13 protein-coding genes are annotated in these 17,157 nt (G+C 68.6%); 7 read left to right on the plus strand and 6 right to left on the minus strand.

All coding sequences use genetic code 11. From position 1 onward, the window contains the following. Position 1 precedes the first annotated feature (1 nt). Complete coding sequence (locus tag GSE44_RS15165; RefSeq protein WP_159349674.1) at positions 2 to 1,507, minus strand: GH3 family domain-containing protein; 1,506 nt, start codon at positions 1,505 to 1,507, stop codon at positions 2 to 4. Between the two features lie 15 nt (positions 1,508 to 1,522). After that, entirely contained in the window at positions 1,523 to 3,688 is a 2,166-nt protein-coding gene (locus GSE44_RS15170; RefSeq protein ID WP_159349675.1) for a penicillin acylase family protein, read from the minus strand. Between the two features lie 624 nt (positions 3,689 to 4,312). On the opposite strand from GSE44_RS15170, the gene GSE44_RS15175 reads away from it, so the two are divergent. The 7 genes from GSE44_RS15175 (at position 4,313) to GSE44_RS15205 (ending at position 12,942) form a co-directional block, all read left to right on the plus strand. Further along, positions 4,313 to 5,923: a mannitol dehydrogenase family protein gene (locus GSE44_RS15175; RefSeq protein WP_159349676.1), complete on the plus strand. Its 1,611-nt coding sequence runs from the start codon at positions 4,313 to 4,315 to the stop codon at positions 5,921 to 5,923. 162 nt (positions 5,924 to 6,085) lie between these two features. Continuing rightward, positions 6,086 to 6,976, plus strand: coding sequence for a hypothetical protein (locus GSE44_RS15180; RefSeq protein ID WP_159349677.1), 891 nt, complete (start codon positions 6,086 to 6,088; stop codon positions 6,974 to 6,976). A gap of 125 nt (positions 6,977 to 7,101) precedes the next feature. Beyond that, positions 7,102 to 8,277: an MFS transporter gene (locus GSE44_RS15185; RefSeq protein WP_159349678.1), complete on the plus strand. Its 1,176-nt coding sequence runs from the start codon at positions 7,102 to 7,104 to the stop codon at positions 8,275 to 8,277. Between the two features lie 142 nt (positions 8,278 to 8,419). Continuing rightward, the gene (locus GSE44_RS15190; protein WP_159349679.1) at positions 8,420 to 9,151 is read left to right on the plus strand and encodes an NADPH-dependent F420 reductase; all 732 of its coding nucleotides are present in this window, start codon (positions 8,420 to 8,422) and stop codon (positions 9,149 to 9,151) included. 119 nt (positions 9,152 to 9,270) lie between these two features. Next, positions 9,271 to 9,960: a winged helix-turn-helix domain-containing protein gene (locus GSE44_RS15195; RefSeq protein WP_159349680.1), complete on the plus strand. Its 690-nt coding sequence runs from the start codon at positions 9,271 to 9,273 to the stop codon at positions 9,958 to 9,960. Between the two features lie 9 nt (positions 9,961 to 9,969). Next, positions 9,970 to 11,307, plus strand: a complete 1,338-nt coding sequence (locus tag GSE44_RS26260; protein ID WP_159349681.1) for a sensor histidine kinase — start codon at positions 9,970 to 9,972, stop codon at positions 11,305 to 11,307. A 102-nt stretch (positions 11,308 to 11,409) separates the two neighbouring features. Continuing rightward, complete coding sequence (locus GSE44_RS15205) at positions 11,410 to 12,942, plus strand: Do family serine endopeptidase (protein WP_159349682.1); 1,533 nt, start codon at positions 11,410 to 11,412, stop codon at positions 12,940 to 12,942. Here the strand turns inward: GSE44_RS15205 and GSE44_RS26785 are convergent. From GSE44_RS26785 to GSE44_RS15220, 4 genes are all read right to left on the minus strand, one after another. Next, on the minus strand, positions 12,939 to 13,256 hold the full coding sequence (locus tag GSE44_RS26785) for an ATP-binding cassette domain-containing protein (RefSeq protein WP_328799084.1): 318 nt from the start codon (positions 13,254 to 13,256) through the stop codon (positions 12,939 to 12,941). The two genes, GSE44_RS15205 and GSE44_RS26785, sit on opposite strands and share 4 nt — an antisense overlap. Next, positions 13,235 to 13,816 (minus strand): ABC transporter ATP-binding protein, encoded by a 582-nt coding sequence (locus GSE44_RS15210; RefSeq protein ID WP_328799085.1) that lies wholly within the window; start codon positions 13,814 to 13,816, stop codon positions 13,235 to 13,237. The genes GSE44_RS26785 and GSE44_RS15210 overlap by 22 nt, the downstream gene beginning before the upstream one ends. A gap of 13 nt (positions 13,817 to 13,829) precedes the next feature. After that, positions 13,830 to 14,651 (minus strand): metallophosphoesterase family protein, encoded by an 822-nt coding sequence (locus GSE44_RS15215; protein ID WP_201306084.1) that lies wholly within the window; start codon positions 14,649 to 14,651, stop codon positions 13,830 to 13,832. A 166-nt stretch (positions 14,652 to 14,817) separates the two neighbouring features. Beyond that, positions 14,818 to 17,157, minus strand: a complete 2,340-nt coding sequence (locus GSE44_RS15220; protein WP_159349684.1) for a xanthine dehydrogenase family protein molybdopterin-binding subunit — start codon at positions 17,155 to 17,157, stop codon at positions 14,818 to 14,820.

Consider the following 17,157-nt stretch of genomic DNA (forward strand, 5'->3'; position numbering starts at 1 on the left):
CCTAGAAAGAATCCTGGAGCAACTCGTCGAACGGCCGCTCGTCCTGCACCACGCGTGGAACCTTGTGCTGGCCGCCCAGCTTGCCGCGGCCCCTCATCCAGTCCGCGAAACGTCCAGGAGGAACGAGGGTGACGAGCGGAGGTGCAAGCCGGCCATATTGCCGGTCATCCCCGAAATTCGCGTTGCTCCGCCGCAGGGCCTGGTCCAGCAGTTCGCTGAACCGGTCGCGGTCGGCCGCAGCCGCGCATTCGACAGCCAACTGGTGAGAGGGTTGGCGGCCCTCCCGGGGAAAGCGGGGGCCGAACATGAACTCCCCGATTTCCACGCCCATTGCGCTGGCAGCCCCGAGCACGGCCTCCTCGATCTGCTCGCCCGTGAGGTGCTCGCCGAAGGCGTTCAGGAAATAGGAGATCCGGCCAGACACGAGGATGCGCGGCGGCGTGCGGTCCACAAGCCGCACCGTGTCACCCAGGATGTAGGACCAGAGCCCGGCATTCGTCGAGAGGATGAGCGCATAGTCCTGCCCCATCTCGGCATTGCCGAGCCAGTGGCGCGTGGGCCGCGCAGCGTCGATTTCGGCGACGGGGACAAATTCGAAGAAGATGCCATTGTCGAGAAGAAGCCGCAGGCCTTCGCCAGGCCTGCGGTCGGCGATGGCAACGAAGCCCTCGCTTGCCGGGTAGACCTCACGAAGCTCGGCCCGGCTGCCCGCGAGTAGCCGCTCGAACTGCGCACGGAACGGATCGAAGCGCACGCCGCCATGCACCAGCAGTTCAAGCTCGGGGAACAAGGCGCCGAGATGCCGGTCCGCGGTGCCGGCCTTCTCGAACAGCCGCTCGAAGAGCACCAGGAGCCAGGTCGGCGTGCCTCCGATCACGCGGAGGTCTTCCCCGAGCGCAGCCTCCGCGATCCGCTCGGCCTTGCGGTCCCAATCCGGGATCAGGGCGATGTCCGCCGGGGGGAAGAGCCGCGCCCTGGCCCACCACGGCACCTCGCGCTGAGCAATGCCTGACAGGTCCCCCGCCTCCACGCCGGGCGCAAGCGGGGTGAGGTCGGTGCTGCCCCCCAGCATCAGGCTCTTGCCACGCAGCACCCGGCTTTGCGGGCAATGCTGGAGATGATGCGCCAGCAGGTCCAGCGTGGCCCGGCGGTTCGCCCGCGCCATCGCCCGGGTCACCGGGATATGCTTGGTCCGCGCGCCGCTCGTCCCGGAACTGAGTGCGTAATAGGGGATGGTGCCCGGCCAGATCCGGTTGCGGACCACGGGGAAGCTCGGCGCGATCCAGTCGCGCCAGATGTCGTCGTATCGCCGGAGCGGCACGGCGGTCTGGTAATCCGCCACCGTCCGGATGCGCCTGAAGTCATGCGCGCGACCGAAATCGGTTCCTGCTGCCATGCGGATGAGGTGGCGCAATGTCCGCAGCTGCGCCTGCACGGGATCCAGGCGTCTTAGCCTGGTCATCCTTGCAGCGGCGTAGAAGCGGAGGAGCGCCGTCGCGTCAATCATAGAGCATGCCAGGCATCAGGGCAGCAGCGGCGTCTTGTGGTGGAAGCTGCGGGCCACCGCCTCTGGCGAAAGCGGCACCTGCACCGCCTCATGGCGGCGCCAGGGATCGAGCTGATCAAGCATCGTATCGCTTCCCCACCACCCATCCTGCCCACCGAGCAGCGTCAACTGGTTGGCGTCGATGTCGGCCATGTCGAAGGCGTAGCGCGCCATCGAGCCGTAAGCCGCGGCATGACGCCGGGTTGCAGCACCATGTGCCGTCTTCATCACGCTATCCGTGGTGCCTGCCGCCGGGAGATCGGCCAGGCGGAAGCGGCGGCCGAGGACGGGCAGCGCGGCGAAGGGATGCTGCAGTCGCAGCCGGTGCATCCGGCCCCACCGCCCGTATATCCGGAAGCGCCCCGCCGCACGGCGAAGCGCGCGGCGCAGCGCAGCCGCGAAGGTAGCCATCGGCCGACTGCTGAAATCCTGCACCAGCAACTGCCTCTGGCTCCAGACGGCGCCAAAGGCGGCCCGCTGGGACCGCGAATGCAGCAGCAAGCTCAGTTGGCCGAGGAGAAGTTCAAAGGCGAGCGCCCCTTGTGACGCCTCGTCATAATGTCCATCCCATCTGCGCAGGGCATCAGCCAGCATCGTCTCGCCACCCGGCCGCGGGGGCAGCGCATCGATGCGCTCGATCAGGAGATCACGAAGCGGAAGTGCGCCAGGCACATCTACATCCGTCTGGAGCGCCGCTGCATCCGCGAGGCGGAAGCCGGTGCAGCCACGCAGAAGATGATCCAGCCGCTCGGCCCGGTCCGGCGAGGAGAAGAACATCCCGATCGGCACGACGGCATCGCGCGGACGGTCATTGGCCGAAACGACGAAGCCCCGCTCCGGATCGACTTCGCGGGGCAGGTCGGCGCCGGTGACCAACCTCGTCCACGCTTCGAGCCCACCGGCTGGCGCCACCAGGTCCGGAAGCGGGCCCGGCGCTCGCCGGGGCAGATGGGCCGCCGTCACCTTGGCGATCCGTCCGGCCTTATCCGCCAGCACGAAATTCTGCCCGGGTATCGCCATACCGGCGGTCGCATCCATGGCTTCCGACAGGCTACGGGCCGCGTTCAGCCGAAGCAGGGCGGTGACCTCGTCACTCGCGGTATGGCCAACCCAGCGGAACGCATGCGGCCGCCCTCCCAGCGGCATGGCATCCGTCAGCACGGGCCCGTAGTGCGTCTCTCGGAAGGACACAGCCACATCCGCGGCCCCGCGCACGCGGATGATCTCCCGCCGTGCCGGGACGCCCTGCATCTCCTCCGGCTCCAGCGCGAACAGATCGCTGCTCGCCGCGTGCAGGTTGGTGCCGCCCCAGGCGATGTCGGGCGAACGGCCAATGGCCGCCACCGGCAGCCCGGGGAGCATCAGCCCGCAAAGGTGCAAGCGCGGCGAGCGGCAGGCGACGGTGATCCAGGCATTCGGCACGGTGATCGGCAGATGCGGATCCCCGCCGAGAACCGGTGACGCATTGAGGGACTTGCCCGGCCCCACCACCCAGGCATTGCTTCCCGAACGGGCTGTCGCGACGACCCGCACCAGCGCTTCATCCGGCTCCGCGGCAACCGACGCCCCCGTGCCGTGCTGCAGGAGTTGATGCCAGATGGCGGACCAGTCCGGTGCCTCGTGCAAGCCGAGAAGCCGGAAGTAGAGAGCCCAGTTCACATCGGCGGACAACAGCCGCCCCAGCCGGAGCACATCGGCCATGCTCCAGGGCTCGGGCTCCAGCGCAAGCGCACGGCATTCGAACGGGCGCGTGCGGGCATGCGCGAGCACATGGTTCACGCCGGCGACAAAGCCGTCGAGCCAGTCCTGGGTCTCCCGGGGCAGGAGCCGCTCGATGGCGGGCACCGCACGGCCGATATCGAGCCCCCGCAATGCCCGGTCGATGACCACGCCCGCCGGGCCGATCATCTCGGCCACGCGTCCCTGGGATACGCGGCGCAGGATTTCCATCTGGGCGAGGCGCAGATGTGCATGCACCACGCCGAGCCCGACGGCGAGGCCACGGTCGCTGCGGGCTTCGACGAACGGGATCTGCCTGTCGCTCCAGCCAAGTTCGATCCGTTCCCCAGCCGGCACGCCCGTGGTGGGGATCATGGCCAGGCGCTCGCGCAGGCTCAGCGGTCGCGGCTTGCTGCTCCGCAAGATGGCGCCTGCCAGGAGCAGGCCTGAGCGCAGGATGGAAGATGAGATCATCGGCGTAGCGGATGGAACGCCAGCAGCCCTCCACGGGCTTCCCCGGCAGTGCCAATTCCCTTGGGCGATCGCGCGCCCGGTGCGATGTCGCGCGGAAATGGCGCGTGGCTGACACAGGTTAACGCGCGGCTCGGCAAGCTCCCTCAATACCGCCCGCCGGATCGGCAGACTGCTCCGCATGTGGCGGCGCGCTGCTTCACGACATGCTCATTCGAGACACACCCTGCGCCGGCAACCATCCAGATACCCAGCGCAGCCAAACAAGGCTGAAGAGCTGGTGACGGAGCAGCCCGGGTTGGCAGAGCTGGAACATCATGGTCACGCCCGCGCTGATCGGCGGTTGACCCGGCACGGCAGTGCGGGCATCCGGGATGAGTTCAGCCGAAGCAGAAAATCCACATCGGCCTCACTCCGGGATTAACATGCATTATGTTATCATAGGTAAGTAAACTGCGTTGTATTTCCTATGTTACCAAAAATGGCTACATAATATCCAGAAACCGATCCACAGAAAGTGGCGTTCTTATGTTCTAGCTCGGGCGCTGATTCTATCGCCCGAGAGGTGGAACAGACATGGCGAATCTCTCCTCTTCGCGGGCCGCTTCATTCAGCTTCCTCGGTGGCGGCAACATCCAACTCACCGCTGTTCCGCGACTATCCCTGTCAACCCTCAGCCGCCTGCCGCGCTCCATCCGCCGCCCGCGCTTCGACGTGACAGCGGTCCGGCCCGGAATCCTGCATCTCGGATGCGGCGCATTCCACCGCGCGCATCAGGCCGTGTTCACGCAGCGGGCCATGGAAGCGGTTGCGCAATCCGAGGCGCCGTCATGGGGCATCGTCGCGGCGAGCCTGGTGAAGCCCACCACGCGGGACAGGCTGCGCCCGCAGGATGGGCTCTACACCGTCCTTGAACGTGGAACGGACCGCATCCAGGCGGAAGTGGTCGGCGCGTTGCGCGAGGTGGTCTTCGCGGGGGAGGAGCGCGCAGCGCTGCTAGCCCATTTCTCCAATCCGTCCATCCGCGTCGTGACGCTGACGGTGACGGCTTCGGGCTACTGCCTCGATCCAGCCACGGCCCGCCTCTGCACGAGCCATCCCGACATTCAGAGGGACCTGCGCGCAGCCATGCCGAGCAGCGCTCTCGGTATGTTGGTGAGGGGCCTCGCGGAAGCGCGCCGGACGGGACGGCGGCCGCCTGTCGTGATGTCCTGCGACAACCTACCCGCCAATGGCCGCATGCTGCGCCAGGCGGCCATGGACTACGCCGCGCTGTATGATGATTCCCTGGCGAATTGGATCGGCCGCTCCGTGCAGTTCCCATGCTCGATGGTCGACCGGATTGTGCCGGCCACGACGGAGACGGACGCGGCCGACGCTGCGGCCCTGCTCGGCTTGGCCGATACGGCCCCCGTCTCGGCAGAGCCTTTCCGCCAATGGGTGATTGAGGATTTCGAGGGCCCCCGCCCCCGTTGGGAGGCGGTCGGCGCGGAGTTCGTGCCGGATGTGGGGCCCTGGGAAGCCTCGAAGCTGCGGCTCCTGAACGGCACGCATATGGCGATCGCATATCTTGGCGCCCTGGCCGGGCTGGAGACTGTCTCTGACTTCATGGAGGAGCCGGACTTCGCCGCCTATGCGCTGCGCTTCATGCTGCAGGAGCAGATGCCGACCATGCCGCCGAGCGGGCATGACATCCAGGCCTATGCGCATCAGCTGCTGGAGCGTTGGCGCAACCCCGGCATCGCGCATCAGCTCGACCGGGTCGGCAGGAATGGCTCGGAGAAGTTTCAGGCGCGCCTGCTTGCCTCGGTCCACGAGAACCTGCGAGCGGGGCGCCCGGCGCCGTGCACGGTGCTCGCCGTTGCCGCATGGATCTGCTGTGCGTCCGGGCGTGTCGGAATGGGCGCGCCGGTGCAGGTGCAGGATCCGCTTGCCGACCGCATGCGCGCATTGGGCATGGCGGCAGGGGACGATCCCTCGCGCCTCGCCAATCTTGCGCTCGGGCTGGACGACGTCTTCGGCAAGGATCTGCCTCGTCTCGCCCGGTTCAGGGCCGAATTGGCGCATGCCATCGCCGAGCTGCAGCGCAGAGGGCCGCATGGTGCGATCGCGTCGCTGATGACACCGGATCTCTACCGCGATGAAGCCGCAGGCACGCTCCGCGACCACGCCGCGCTGTACGCGTGACGAACACCAGGAAGGCGATGGAGCATTGGGCAGGATCGCCGGAACCCGGGGAGATGAACGGGTGAATTTCGAACCCGCCAGCAACACCGGCTCAGCCTATTCCCAGGATGGCCGGTGGCGAAGGGCGCAACCGGCACCGAAGTTCAGCCGGAGGAGAATCTGATGGGTAGGGACCTGGTGCTGGCCCGCGTCGGGCGGAATTCGCTGCATCGTTCCTGGGTCGATCGGGGCAATCCGCGGAACTGGGACCTGTACCTGTGCCCGTTCCAGGAAATCCCCAGCCAGTCGGATCTGGACTGTATTGAAGGCAAGGTCATTCCCGGGCCCAAATGGACTGGCCTGCGGCAGCTCCTCAACGAGTGGAGCGGCTGGCGCGAGTATGGCCACATCTGGCTGCCGGACGACGACATCCTCGCCAGTCAGGAGACCATCAGCGCCATGTTCGATGCGGCGCGCGCGCTGCGGTTCGACCTCTTCGCGCCCGCCCTCGATGAGAGCTCCCACTACGCGCATTATATCGGCATGCGGAACGAGCGCTTCTTCGCGCGGCGGGTTGGCTTCGTGGAGATTATGGTTCCCGGCTTCAGCAGGTCTGCCCTCGAGCATCTGCTCCCCACCCTGGACCTTTCCACCACGGGTTGGGGCTGGGGCCTCGACTCCCTCTGGCCCAAGCTTCTCGACTACCGGAACCTCGGCATCATCGATGGCACACCCGTCCTCCACACCAGAGCCGTCGGCCAGTTCAGGGATCCCGAACTCGGGCGCCGTGTGAACGAGGAGTCGGACGCCATCCTGAATGGCCATGGATGCCGGCAGCAGATGGTCACCTTCGCTGGCATCGGCCCTGATCTGCGGGACATGCAGCTCAGCCCGGACGAGTTGCTCCTGGAACTGGTCCAGGGTTGGCAGTACCTGTCCGAGCAGAACCCGAAGGTCCTGCGCTGGATCATGGCGCATCAGGAGCCCTTCTTCCGGTGGCCCGAATACTTGGCGGCCGGATGCCCGACGAGCCCTCGCCCAAGGCAGCTGCAGGAGATGAGCCAGTTCCGTTAACGCCGCGGAACGTCCCTCACAAAAACTTGATATTCACGGGAATGTGAGTATTTTTCAGCGGCCGGTACGGCTGCTGAAATCCCTCGCCAGCGCCGATAGCGGTTCTCCCATAAGGATCCGCTATCGTGTCTGGCACCAGCCAATTCCGGCTGCTCACGCTGCATTATGGTTTCTACCAACTGTCCGTCGCGCTCGCGGGCGGCTTTGTCGGCGCCTATCTGATGAAGCTGGGCTTCAGCCTCCCGGCGGCGCTGATCGCCTATGCGGGACTGCTCACCGCCCGCTTCGGGCTTCGCTTCATTGCGCTCGGTGTCGTCCGCCGCCTCGGCTACCGCAGCACCATGGCCATTGGTGCGGCACTCGGCGCCCTGCAGTTCCTGCCCCTGATGCGGGCGGATGAGCCGATCTGGCTCATGGCCTGGCTACTGGTGGTCTCGCTGGCGGAATCCCTCTACTGGCCTGTCTACCACTCGGCCGCCGCCGTCACTGGCGGCGGGGCGTCGCGCGGGCGCGAGCTGGGAGTCAGGACCGCCGTGGGCGCCCTGGTCGGCGTGGTGGGACCGCTGGCGGGCGGCATTCTTCTGGAGCGCTTCGGCCCGGCGCTGGACTTCAGCATCGCCGCCGCCCTCTCCCTCCTGTCGGTCGTGCCGCTGATGCTGATGCGCGGCGTCGATGCGGGCCCGGTTCCGAGCATGCGGGAGTCAATGCGGGGGATCGACCGCTCTGGCATCGCCACCTTCGCCGCCGATGGCTGGATGGCCTCCGGCTTGGCGCTGGCCTGGCCGATGGTGCTCTTCACCTCGCTCGGCTCGCATTACGAGGCCTTCGGCCTCGCCAATGCCGCGGCTGGCCTGGTCGGCGCGGTTGCCGGCCTCACCTGCGGGCGTGCCATCGATCGTGGGCGCCGCGACGGCTATCTCGTCCTCGTCTGCGCGGCGCTGGCGCTGGGCTTCGCCCTGCGCGCCTGCGCGAGCTGGTCGCCGGTGGCCGCCACCATCGCCAATGCAAGCGGCGCCGCGGTCATGGGCCTCTATGTTCCCGTGCTGATGAGCGTGATCTACGACAGGGCCAAGCAGTCCGGGGCTGCCTACCAGTTCCACTTCTCGGCCGAAGCGGGCTGGGACGCCGGGGCTGCCTCCGGCTGCATCGCGGCCGCCCTCGTAGCCTGGGCAACCATGGTGCCCTCGCTGGCCGTCCTGCCGGCAGCCCTCGGGATCTGGGCTATCTACCGCTGCGTCCATGGCCAGTCGGTGCCTGCCATGCCTGGCTTTGGCGTGACGCACCCCGCCCCGGCAAACTGAGCTGTCCTGCTGAGACCCTGGCCGGTGTCCTCCGGGCCCGGCCAGGGCCGGGCCCAGGGGCACTCAGGGTGGAGAATGCTTCATCCCCGGCCTGGCCTGGCCTAACCTGCCTCATCTCGGATGAACCGAGTGGGAGGCTTCCATGCTCCTCCGTACCGCCCAACCCGGGCGCCGCGCCCTACTTCTCGCCGCCGGAACAGCCTTCTTCCTGCCCGGCTGGCGAGCGGCGGCACAGCCGGCGGCGAAATCACCCATCGGCATCATCGGCTCCGGCCGTCTCGGCGGCACGGCGGGAACGCTCTGGGCCCGTGCCGGGCACCCGGTCCTGTTCTCATCGCGCCATCCGGAGAGGCTGAAGGAACTCGTCGAGGCTGCCGGGCCGAATGCCCGGGCCGGCCTGCCCGCCGAGGCAGCGGCTTTCGGGGAAGCTGTGCTCGTCGCCGTGCCCTATGGCGCGCGGCCGGAGGTCGGGCGGGAGCTGAGCGGCGCCCTCCGTGGCAAAGTCGTGCTGGATGCCTGCAATGCGGTCGTGGCGCGGGACGGAGCGGTGGGCCAGGCGGCCATCGAACGCGGAATCGGCCTCGCCTCGGCGGAGCACCTGCCAGGCACGCGCCTCGTCCGGGCCTTCAACACGCTGGGCTCCCGCGTTCTCGCCGAGCAGGCCAATCGCGCGGGCGCGCGGGTCGCGATCCCGATCGCCGGCGACGACCCGGCGGCGCTGGAGGTTGCCTCAGCCCTCGTCCGGGATGCCGGCTTCGATCCGGTCGTGGTCGGGCCCCTGGCGCGCTCCACCGACTTCGCCATGGGGGCGCGCGGCTATGGCCAGGTAGTGCCGGCGCCGGAGCTGCGCCGGATCCTCGGCCTCGCCTCGTAAAGGCAAGCTTCCGACAGGTTCGCGCGTAGCGCCGCCCGACCCGGGCGGCCGGTGGGATCGCCGGGCCGGGCGACTGGGAGTAAAGCCTTCCGGACGATCGACGATGAAGGCCAGGCCGCATGCGCATCCTGCTGATCGAGGATGATGTCGCAACCGCCGATTACGTCGCCAAGGGACTGGCCGAGGAAGGGCAGGTTGTCGATGTGGCGCGCAACGGCAAGGACGGGCTGTTCCTGGCCCTCAACGAGCCCTTCGACGTGATCGTCACCGACCGCATGCTGCCCGGCCCGGATGGCCTGACCATCCTTCGGGCCCTCCGCGCCTCCGGCATTTCCACGCCGGTCCTCGTTCTCACGGCGCTTGGCGAGGTGGATCGCAAGGTCGAGGGGCTCGAAGCCGGGGCGGACGACTACCTGGCCAAGCCCTTCGCCTATGCGGAGCTGCGGGCGCGGATCCGTGCCCTCGCGCGCCGCCCGGCCCCGCAGGCGGAGCTTCGGGAGCTTTCGGTGGGCGATCTGCACATGGACCTGCTCCGGCGAACCGTCAGGCGCGGGGCGCGCAACATCGAGCTCCTGCCGACGGAATTCCGCCTTCTGGAATACATGATGCGCCATCCCGGCGAGGTGCTGACCCGCACGATGGTGTTGGAGAAGGTCTGGGATTTCTCCTTCGATCCCACGACGAATGTCGTCGATGTCCATGTGAGCCGCCTGCGCCGCAAGCTGGAGGCCGGCGGCGACCCGCCCATGATCCGGACGGTGCGCGGTGCTGGCTATGTCCTGTCTTCCCCGACGCCTGACCAGGGCTGAGGCCTGCCAGTGATCCGCCTCCGCAGCTTCGCGCCAAGGGTGGCGCTGACCATCGCCGTCGTTGTGCTGGTCACCTCCTTCCTGGGCGCCGGCTGGGGATGGCTGAGGGCGCAGGATGCCCTCCGGCAACAACTCGACCTCGTTCTGGCCGCCGAGGCGGAAGGGCTGGTGCGCGACTACGAGACCTATGGCCTGCGCGGCCTCTCCGAGGTCGCCGAAATCTACTCGCGCCGCCAGGGACCGCTCTTTGTCCTCCTGCAAACCTCCGACGGCCGGCCGATCTCAGGGCGGCTGCCATCCGCGCCAGCCGCCCTGCGCGGCTTCGCCACCCTTCGGCAGAGCGGCGACAGCGCACCGCTCCGCGCGCTCGGGGCGATGCTGCCGGGTGGCGCGAACCTGATCGTGGCCAGCGACCTGTCCTCCGTGGATCGCGCGGCCTACGCGCTGGCCTGGACACCACCCCTGGCCGGGGCGCTGGCCGCGCTGGTTGCACTGGGCCTCGGCTTCCTGCTGGCCAACGGCCTTGAGCGGCGCCTGGCCGGCGTCAGCGACGCCGCGCGGGCGGTCATGGCCGGAGATCTGACCCGCCGCCTGCCTGAAAGCGGGCGGGGCGACGAGTTCGACCGCCTGTCCGCCACCATCAACGCCATGCTCGCGCGGATCGAGACGCTCGTGGCCGAGGTGCGCCAGGTGACGGACGATGTGGCCCATGACCTGCGCTCCCCCCTGTCGCGGCTCCGGCAGCGCCTGGAGGCGGCGCTGGCCAGGGCGCGTGACCCGGCGGCGGATGGCGAAACGCTGGAGGGCGCTCTCGCCGAGCTCGACCAAATCCTCTCGACCTTCGCCGCACTGCTGCGCATCGCCAGGACCGAAGCGGGTGCGGGGCGGGAGGGCTTTGCCAGCCTGGATCTCTCCGCACTGGCGGCCGAGGTGGTGGATATCTACGTCCCGGTGGCCGAGGACTCGGGACGGCGGATTGAACCCTCCATCGCGCCGGGGCAGAGGGTTTCGGGGAGCGCGCCGTTGTTGCGCCAGGCCCTGGCGAACCTGCTGGACAACGCGCTGAACCATGGGGCGGGCACCATCCAGGTCAGCCTGCGCCCCGGAGCCGTGTTGGAGGTGTCGGACCAAGGCCCGGGCATCCCGCCGGAGGAGCGGGAAAAGGTGATGCGGCGCTTCTACCGGCTGGATCGCAGCCGGGCGACGCCCGGGACCGGCCTCGGCCTCTCCCTCGTGGCGGCGGTCGCCCGGCTGCATGGGGGGGCGCTGACCCTGCGCGAGGCGGTCTCGGGCCGCGGCCTCTCGGCGGTGCTGGAGCTTCCGCAGGCCGGGCCGGCTGAATTCTGAAAACTCCTTCATCTTGGCGTCGGCGAACCTCCACCGGCACCGCCCGACATTCCTGACATGGCGCGGGGTTCTCCCCGCCTTGGAAAGCAGGACAGACGCAGCATGAGCAATTCCTCCAACCGCCGTCGCGGCGCAGCCCTCGGCGCCATCCTCCTGGCCGGAACCGCCTTGTCGGGCGCCGCCGGCTGGCTACCGGTGCCGGCCTTCGCGCAGGGCCAATCCCAGCAGCAGGCCGCCGCCCCCGCCGTTGCCGCGCCGCAGGTATCGCTGCCGGGCTTCGGTGACCTCGTCGCCCGGGTGCGCCCGGCGGTCGTCACCATCACGGCCACCGAGCACGCGCAGACCGGGCAGGCCGGCTCTCCCTTCCCGCAGGGTTCGCAGCAGGACCAGATGTTCCGCCGGTACTTCGGGGGGCAGGAGCGCAGCCAGGGCGCGGCGCGCCCGGTGCAGGCCCTCGGCTCCGGCTTCATCGTCGATGCGGAAGGCCACATCGTCACCAACAACCACGTGGTCGACGGCGCGACCCAGGTGAAGGTGACGCTGGACGACGGGCGCGAGCTCCCGGCCAGCATCGTCGGGCGCGATCCGCGCACCGACCTGGCCCTGCTGAAGGTGAAGGCCGACGCGCCCCTGCCCTTCCTGAACCTCGGCAATTCCGACATGGCGCGGCCCGGCGACTGGGTGGTGGCCGTGGGCAATCCCTATGGGCTTGGCGGCACCGTGACGGCGGGCATCGTCTCGGCGCGCGGCCGCGACATCCACAGCGGCCCCTATGACGACTTCCTGCAGATCGACGCGCCGATCAACCGCGGCAATTCCGGCGGTCCGCTCTTCGGGCTGGATGGCTCGGTGATCGGCGTGAACACCGCGATCTTCAGCCCCTCCGGCGGTTCCATCGGCATCGGCTTCGCCATCCCGTCCAACCTCGTGAGCAGCGTGGTGACGCAGCTGAAGCAGAACGGCCATGTGGAGCGTGGCTTCATCGGCGCCAGCACACAGCCGGTCGACGCGACGATGGCGCGGGCGCTGCACCTGCCGAAGGCCGAGGGTGCGCTGGTCGCCCAGGTGCAGCAGAACAGCCCCGCCGCCCGCGCCGGGCTGAAGCCGGGCGATGTGGTGGTTGCCCTCGGCGACACCCCGGTGCGGAGCCCACGTGACCTGGCCCGCGCCGTCGGCAACCTGCGCACCGGCGCGGAGACGACCCTGACCACCCGCCGCGAAGGCCAGGAGGTGCGGCTGCAGGTGAAGGTCGCGGCCCTGACGGACCAGCAGGACGCCTCGAAGGCGGAGCAGGGCGAGGATGGGCAACGCGGCCGGTTGGGCATCGCCCTGACGACGCTCCAGGATGCGGCGCGCGCCGGGCTTGAGGTGCCGCGCGGCGCCGAGGGCGCCGTCATCGCCGATGTCCAGCCCAACAGCCCGGCGGCGGCCGCGGGGCTGCAGCCGGCCGATGTGATCACCGCGGTCGGCGGCAAGGCGGTGCGCGGGCCGGAGCAGGCCATCTCCGCCATCCGGGATGCGGTCCGGTCCAATGACGGCGCCGTGGCCCTGCAGGTCATCCGGGACGGGCAGCCGGCCTTCGTGGCGGTGCAGGCCCCGAGCCAGGGTCACAGCGGCGGCACGCAACAGGGCTAGCCAAGCCGGACTGCGGGCGAGGCCCTCCTCGCCCGCCCCTGATGATCGGAAGGACCCCGGCCGCCCATGCGGTGGCCGGGGTCATGCCGTGCCGGGAGGAGGTTGATCGCAGGGCTGCCGATGAACTGCGCGACCTTCACATTCGCCGGCCGGGCATAGAGCTCCGCCGGGGTGCCCAGCTGAAGGATGCGGCCGGCATCCATCATCGCCACGCGGTCGGACATCGTCATCGCCTCGACCTGGTCATGGGTCACGTAGATGAAGGTGCTCTTGAGCCGGCGGTGAAGCTCGGTCAGCTCGGAGCGCATCTGCACCCGCAGCTTCGCGTCGAGGTTCGAAAGCGGCTCATCCACAGGAAGACGCTGGGATGCCGCACCATGGCCCGCCCGAGCGCAACGCGCTGCCGCTGCCCGCCCGAAAGCTGTGCCGGGCGGCGGCCGAGCAGCGGCTCGATCTGAAGCTGCGCCGCGACGGACTGCACGTCCTCGCGGATCTTCGGCATGGTCCTGCGGCGGTGTGCCGAGAGCAGCCGCAGCAGCGGGACGCGCTCCCAAAGGGACAGGCGCTGCAAGGTGAGCGGGAGTGCCATGTTTGCGAAGACCGACATGTGCGGATACAGCGCATAGCTCTGGAGCACCATCGCGACGCGCCGCTCATGTGCGCGCAAGTGATCCACGGAGGCACCGTCGATTCGGATGGAACCGCTCGTCTGCGGCTCCAGCCCCGCGATGATGCGGATCAGCGTGGACTTTCCGCAGCCGGAGGGCCCCACCAGGGTCAGGAACTCGCCATCGGCGATGTCGAGGTCGATACCCGACAGCACCGCGGTATCGCCGAAGGACTTGTCGATCGAAGCAAGTTCAACCCGTGCCATCGGCGGCCGCCCGCTATGTCACGGCCGTCGGGTGGGGTGGGTAGACTTCGTGCACGACGTCGTCGATCCAGTAGGTGGCCAACCCTGGCACCTCGGCCCGTTCCACCGTCACCTCCCGGCCCTCGAAGCGATAGATCACCGCGCCGAGCAGGGCTTCGCCCGGCATCGGTGGGGCAAGTGCCGTTCCGACCAGGAAGCCCGAGGAGCCACCCCAAATGTAGCGGCGGCCGCCGGTGACCGTGTCGTGGGAGCGGTGGAGATGGCCGGTCGCGACGAGGGCGACGTCATGGCGGTCGAAGAGGTCGAGCAAGGCCCGGCGGGGGTCCGGCTTCACCGACCAGTAGCCGGTGTCCGGCTCATCCGCATGCTCGATCATGAAGGGGCGGTGGGTGAAGATGGCGAGCCTGCGGCCATCGGCCTCGGCGGCCTCGCGCTGCAGCCAGAGCTGCTGCTCCGCCTCTTCCTCAATGCCGGAACCGAACAGCATCGAATCCAGGCCGATCAGGCGCCAGTCCTCGATATCCTGGCTCCACCAGTCGCGGCCGAAATGGCGGCGCCAGCGTTCGATGCGCGCGCGATTCACCGGCTGATGCGGATGCCCTGGCTCGCCGACATCGTGGTTGCCGGGAACAGCCAGGACCGGGGCGGGAAGCTCGGCGAGGCGTGCGGCACAGAACCGCATGTCCTCCTCCACATCGGCGCCATCGACGGTCACGTCACCCGTATGGATGATCAGATCGGGCTGCTGCGCCTCGACCCAACTTGCGAGGGGTCGCCAGTTCGCCGCAAAATGCGCCTTGGACGGGCTGAGATGCGTGTCCGATATCTGGAGCAAGCGCTTCATCGCGTCACCCGGTCAAGGCCAGCCCAGACTACTACCAGGTGCCGCACACGCGCCTCCCTCCCGGGTCTTCTTCCCGGTTGACGCTACGTTAACATAAGCATTTTTGCTATGACAATTGTATTATGTACGGGAGAGCGACGAACGGACTGGGCTTGCTCTAACTCCCCACGCGTGCCGCCTGGATCGTCCGCCAGATCCGGTCGGGCGTCGCTGGCATGTCGACATGCTCGATCCCTAGCGGCGCCAGCGCATCGCTGATGGCGTTGATCACGGCGGCCAGCGCGCCAACCGTGCCGGCCTCCCCGGCTCCCTTCGCGCCGATCGGGTTGGTCGGCGTGGGGACTTCGTTGCTCTTGCAGATCAGGCTCGGCAGATCGGAGGCACGCGGCATGGCGTAGTCCATGAAGGAGCCCGACATCAGCTGCCCGGCCTCATCGTAACGGATGTCCTCCAGCAGGATCTGGCCGATGCCCTGCGCGACGCCGCCATGGATCTGGCCCTTCACGAGCCGCGGATTGATGACGCGGCCGACATCATCCACCACGCAATAGCCGGTAATGTCGCAACGGCCGGTCTCGGGATCGATCTCGACCTCGCAGACATGGCAGCCATTGGGGAAGGTGGGAGCGGAGGGCGCGACAATGCGCTTCTCCGCCAGGCCCAGCCGCCCACCGATCCGGTCTGGCTCAAGCTGGTAGGAGAGCCGCGCCACCTCCCGCGTGGAAAGCCTGCGATCCGTGCCGGCGACGCCGAAATGCTGCCCGTCGAACTCGATATCGGCCTCGTCCGCTTCCAACTGCGCCGCGGCGATCACCCGGCCGCGCTCGATGATCGCCTGGGCCACGCGGGTGAGCGCGGTGCCGCCGGCGACGACCGAACGGGAGCCGAAGCTGCCCGTGCCGTGCTCGATCTGGTCGGTGTCGCCATAGCGCACCTTCACCTCTTCCACCCGCAGCCCGAGCAGCTCCGCGGCGATCTGGGCAAAGGTGATCTCATGGCCCTGGCCCTGGGAGTGGACGCCCAGGAGAACGGTCGCGCTGCCGGTCGCGTCGAAGCGGATCTCGGCGCTTTCCGTGAAGGGGCCGGTGATCGGCCCGTTGGCGATTTCGATGGCATTGGCCAGGCCGATCCCGGCCAGCCGTCCGCGCGCCCTGGCGGCTTCGCGCCGGGCGGGAAAACCGTCCCAGTCCATCAGCCGGAGCGCATCGTCCATGTTGCGCTCGAACTCGCCGGAATCGTAGGTGAACACGAAGCCGGTCTTATACGGCATCTGGTTGGGCGCGATCATGTTGCGGCGGCGCAGCTCCACGCGGTCGAAGCCGAAGCGGCGCGCGGCGAGGTCGATGGCACGCTCGATGGCGTAGGTCGCCTCCGGCCTTCCTGCGCCACGATAAGGCGAGGTGGGTGGCGTGTTGGTGAAGACGCCGCGGATGCGCGCATGGATCAGCGGCGTGCGGTACAGGCCGGACAGGCCTCCAAGATTGTTGGTCGCGGTATGCACGCCGTTGAAGGACAGGTAGGCGCCGAGATTGGACAGGGATTCGATACGGAGCGCCAGGAAATTACCGTCATGGTCGAGGCCGAGCGTGACCGTGGAATAATGGTCCCGCGCGTGATGGTCGGCGATGAAGCTTTCGGTCCGCTCGCAGACCCAGAGAACGGGGCGCCCGATCCGCCGCGCGCCGACAAGGGCAAGGACATGCTCCGGGAAGGGCGATTCCTTCAGCCCGAAGGCCCCGCCGGTATCGGGCGCGACCACGCGCAGCCGGTTGCCGTCGATGCCCAGCACCTTGCCGGCCAGTTCCTCGCGGATGAAATGCGGATTCTGGAGCCCCGCCCAAAGCGTGTAGCTTTCGGCCGAAGGATCGTAGGTGGCGAGCGCGGTGCGCGTCTCCATCGGAGCCGCGAGGACGCGGTTCACCGGATAGGAGAAGGTGACGACATGCGGCGCTGCGGCGAGCGCCGCCTCCACCTCCGCGGGCTTCCCCGCGTCATAGAGGAAGGAGACGTTGTCGGGCACCTCGTCCCAGACGCGGGGCATGCCGGGATCAGCGGCCCGCCGGGTTTCCGTGATCGCCGGCAGGGGGGACCATTCGATCTGCAGTGCGTCGGCCGCGTCCTTTGCCTGGTCCATCGTGTCGGCGAAGATGGCCGCGACCACATCGCCCACGAAGCGAGCCCTGCCCACGGACAGGGCGCGGTAGTCGGGGACGAAGTTCGGCCGCCCATCCGGTGCCGTGCGCCGCACGCGGGAGGTGAAGCTGCCGAAGCCGGCGATCTCCGCATCATCGGGGCCGATCACCAGCCGCACGCCAGGGCAGGCAGCGGCGGCGGCGATGTCCATGCTCCCGATGAGGGCTGAGGCATGCGGCGAGCGGACGACGTACATCCGGCAGGCATCGGCCGGGGCGAGGTCGGCGGTGTAGCGGCCGCGCCCGCGCAGCAGACGTGCGTCCTCAGTGCGGGGCAGAGACTTTCCGATGAAGCGTGTCGACAT

The sequence above is a fragment of the Muricoccus harenae genome (genome assembly GCF_009848505.1).
Taxonomy (GTDB): Bacteria; Pseudomonadota; Alphaproteobacteria; order Acetobacterales; family Acetobacteraceae; genus Roseomonas; species Roseomonas harenae.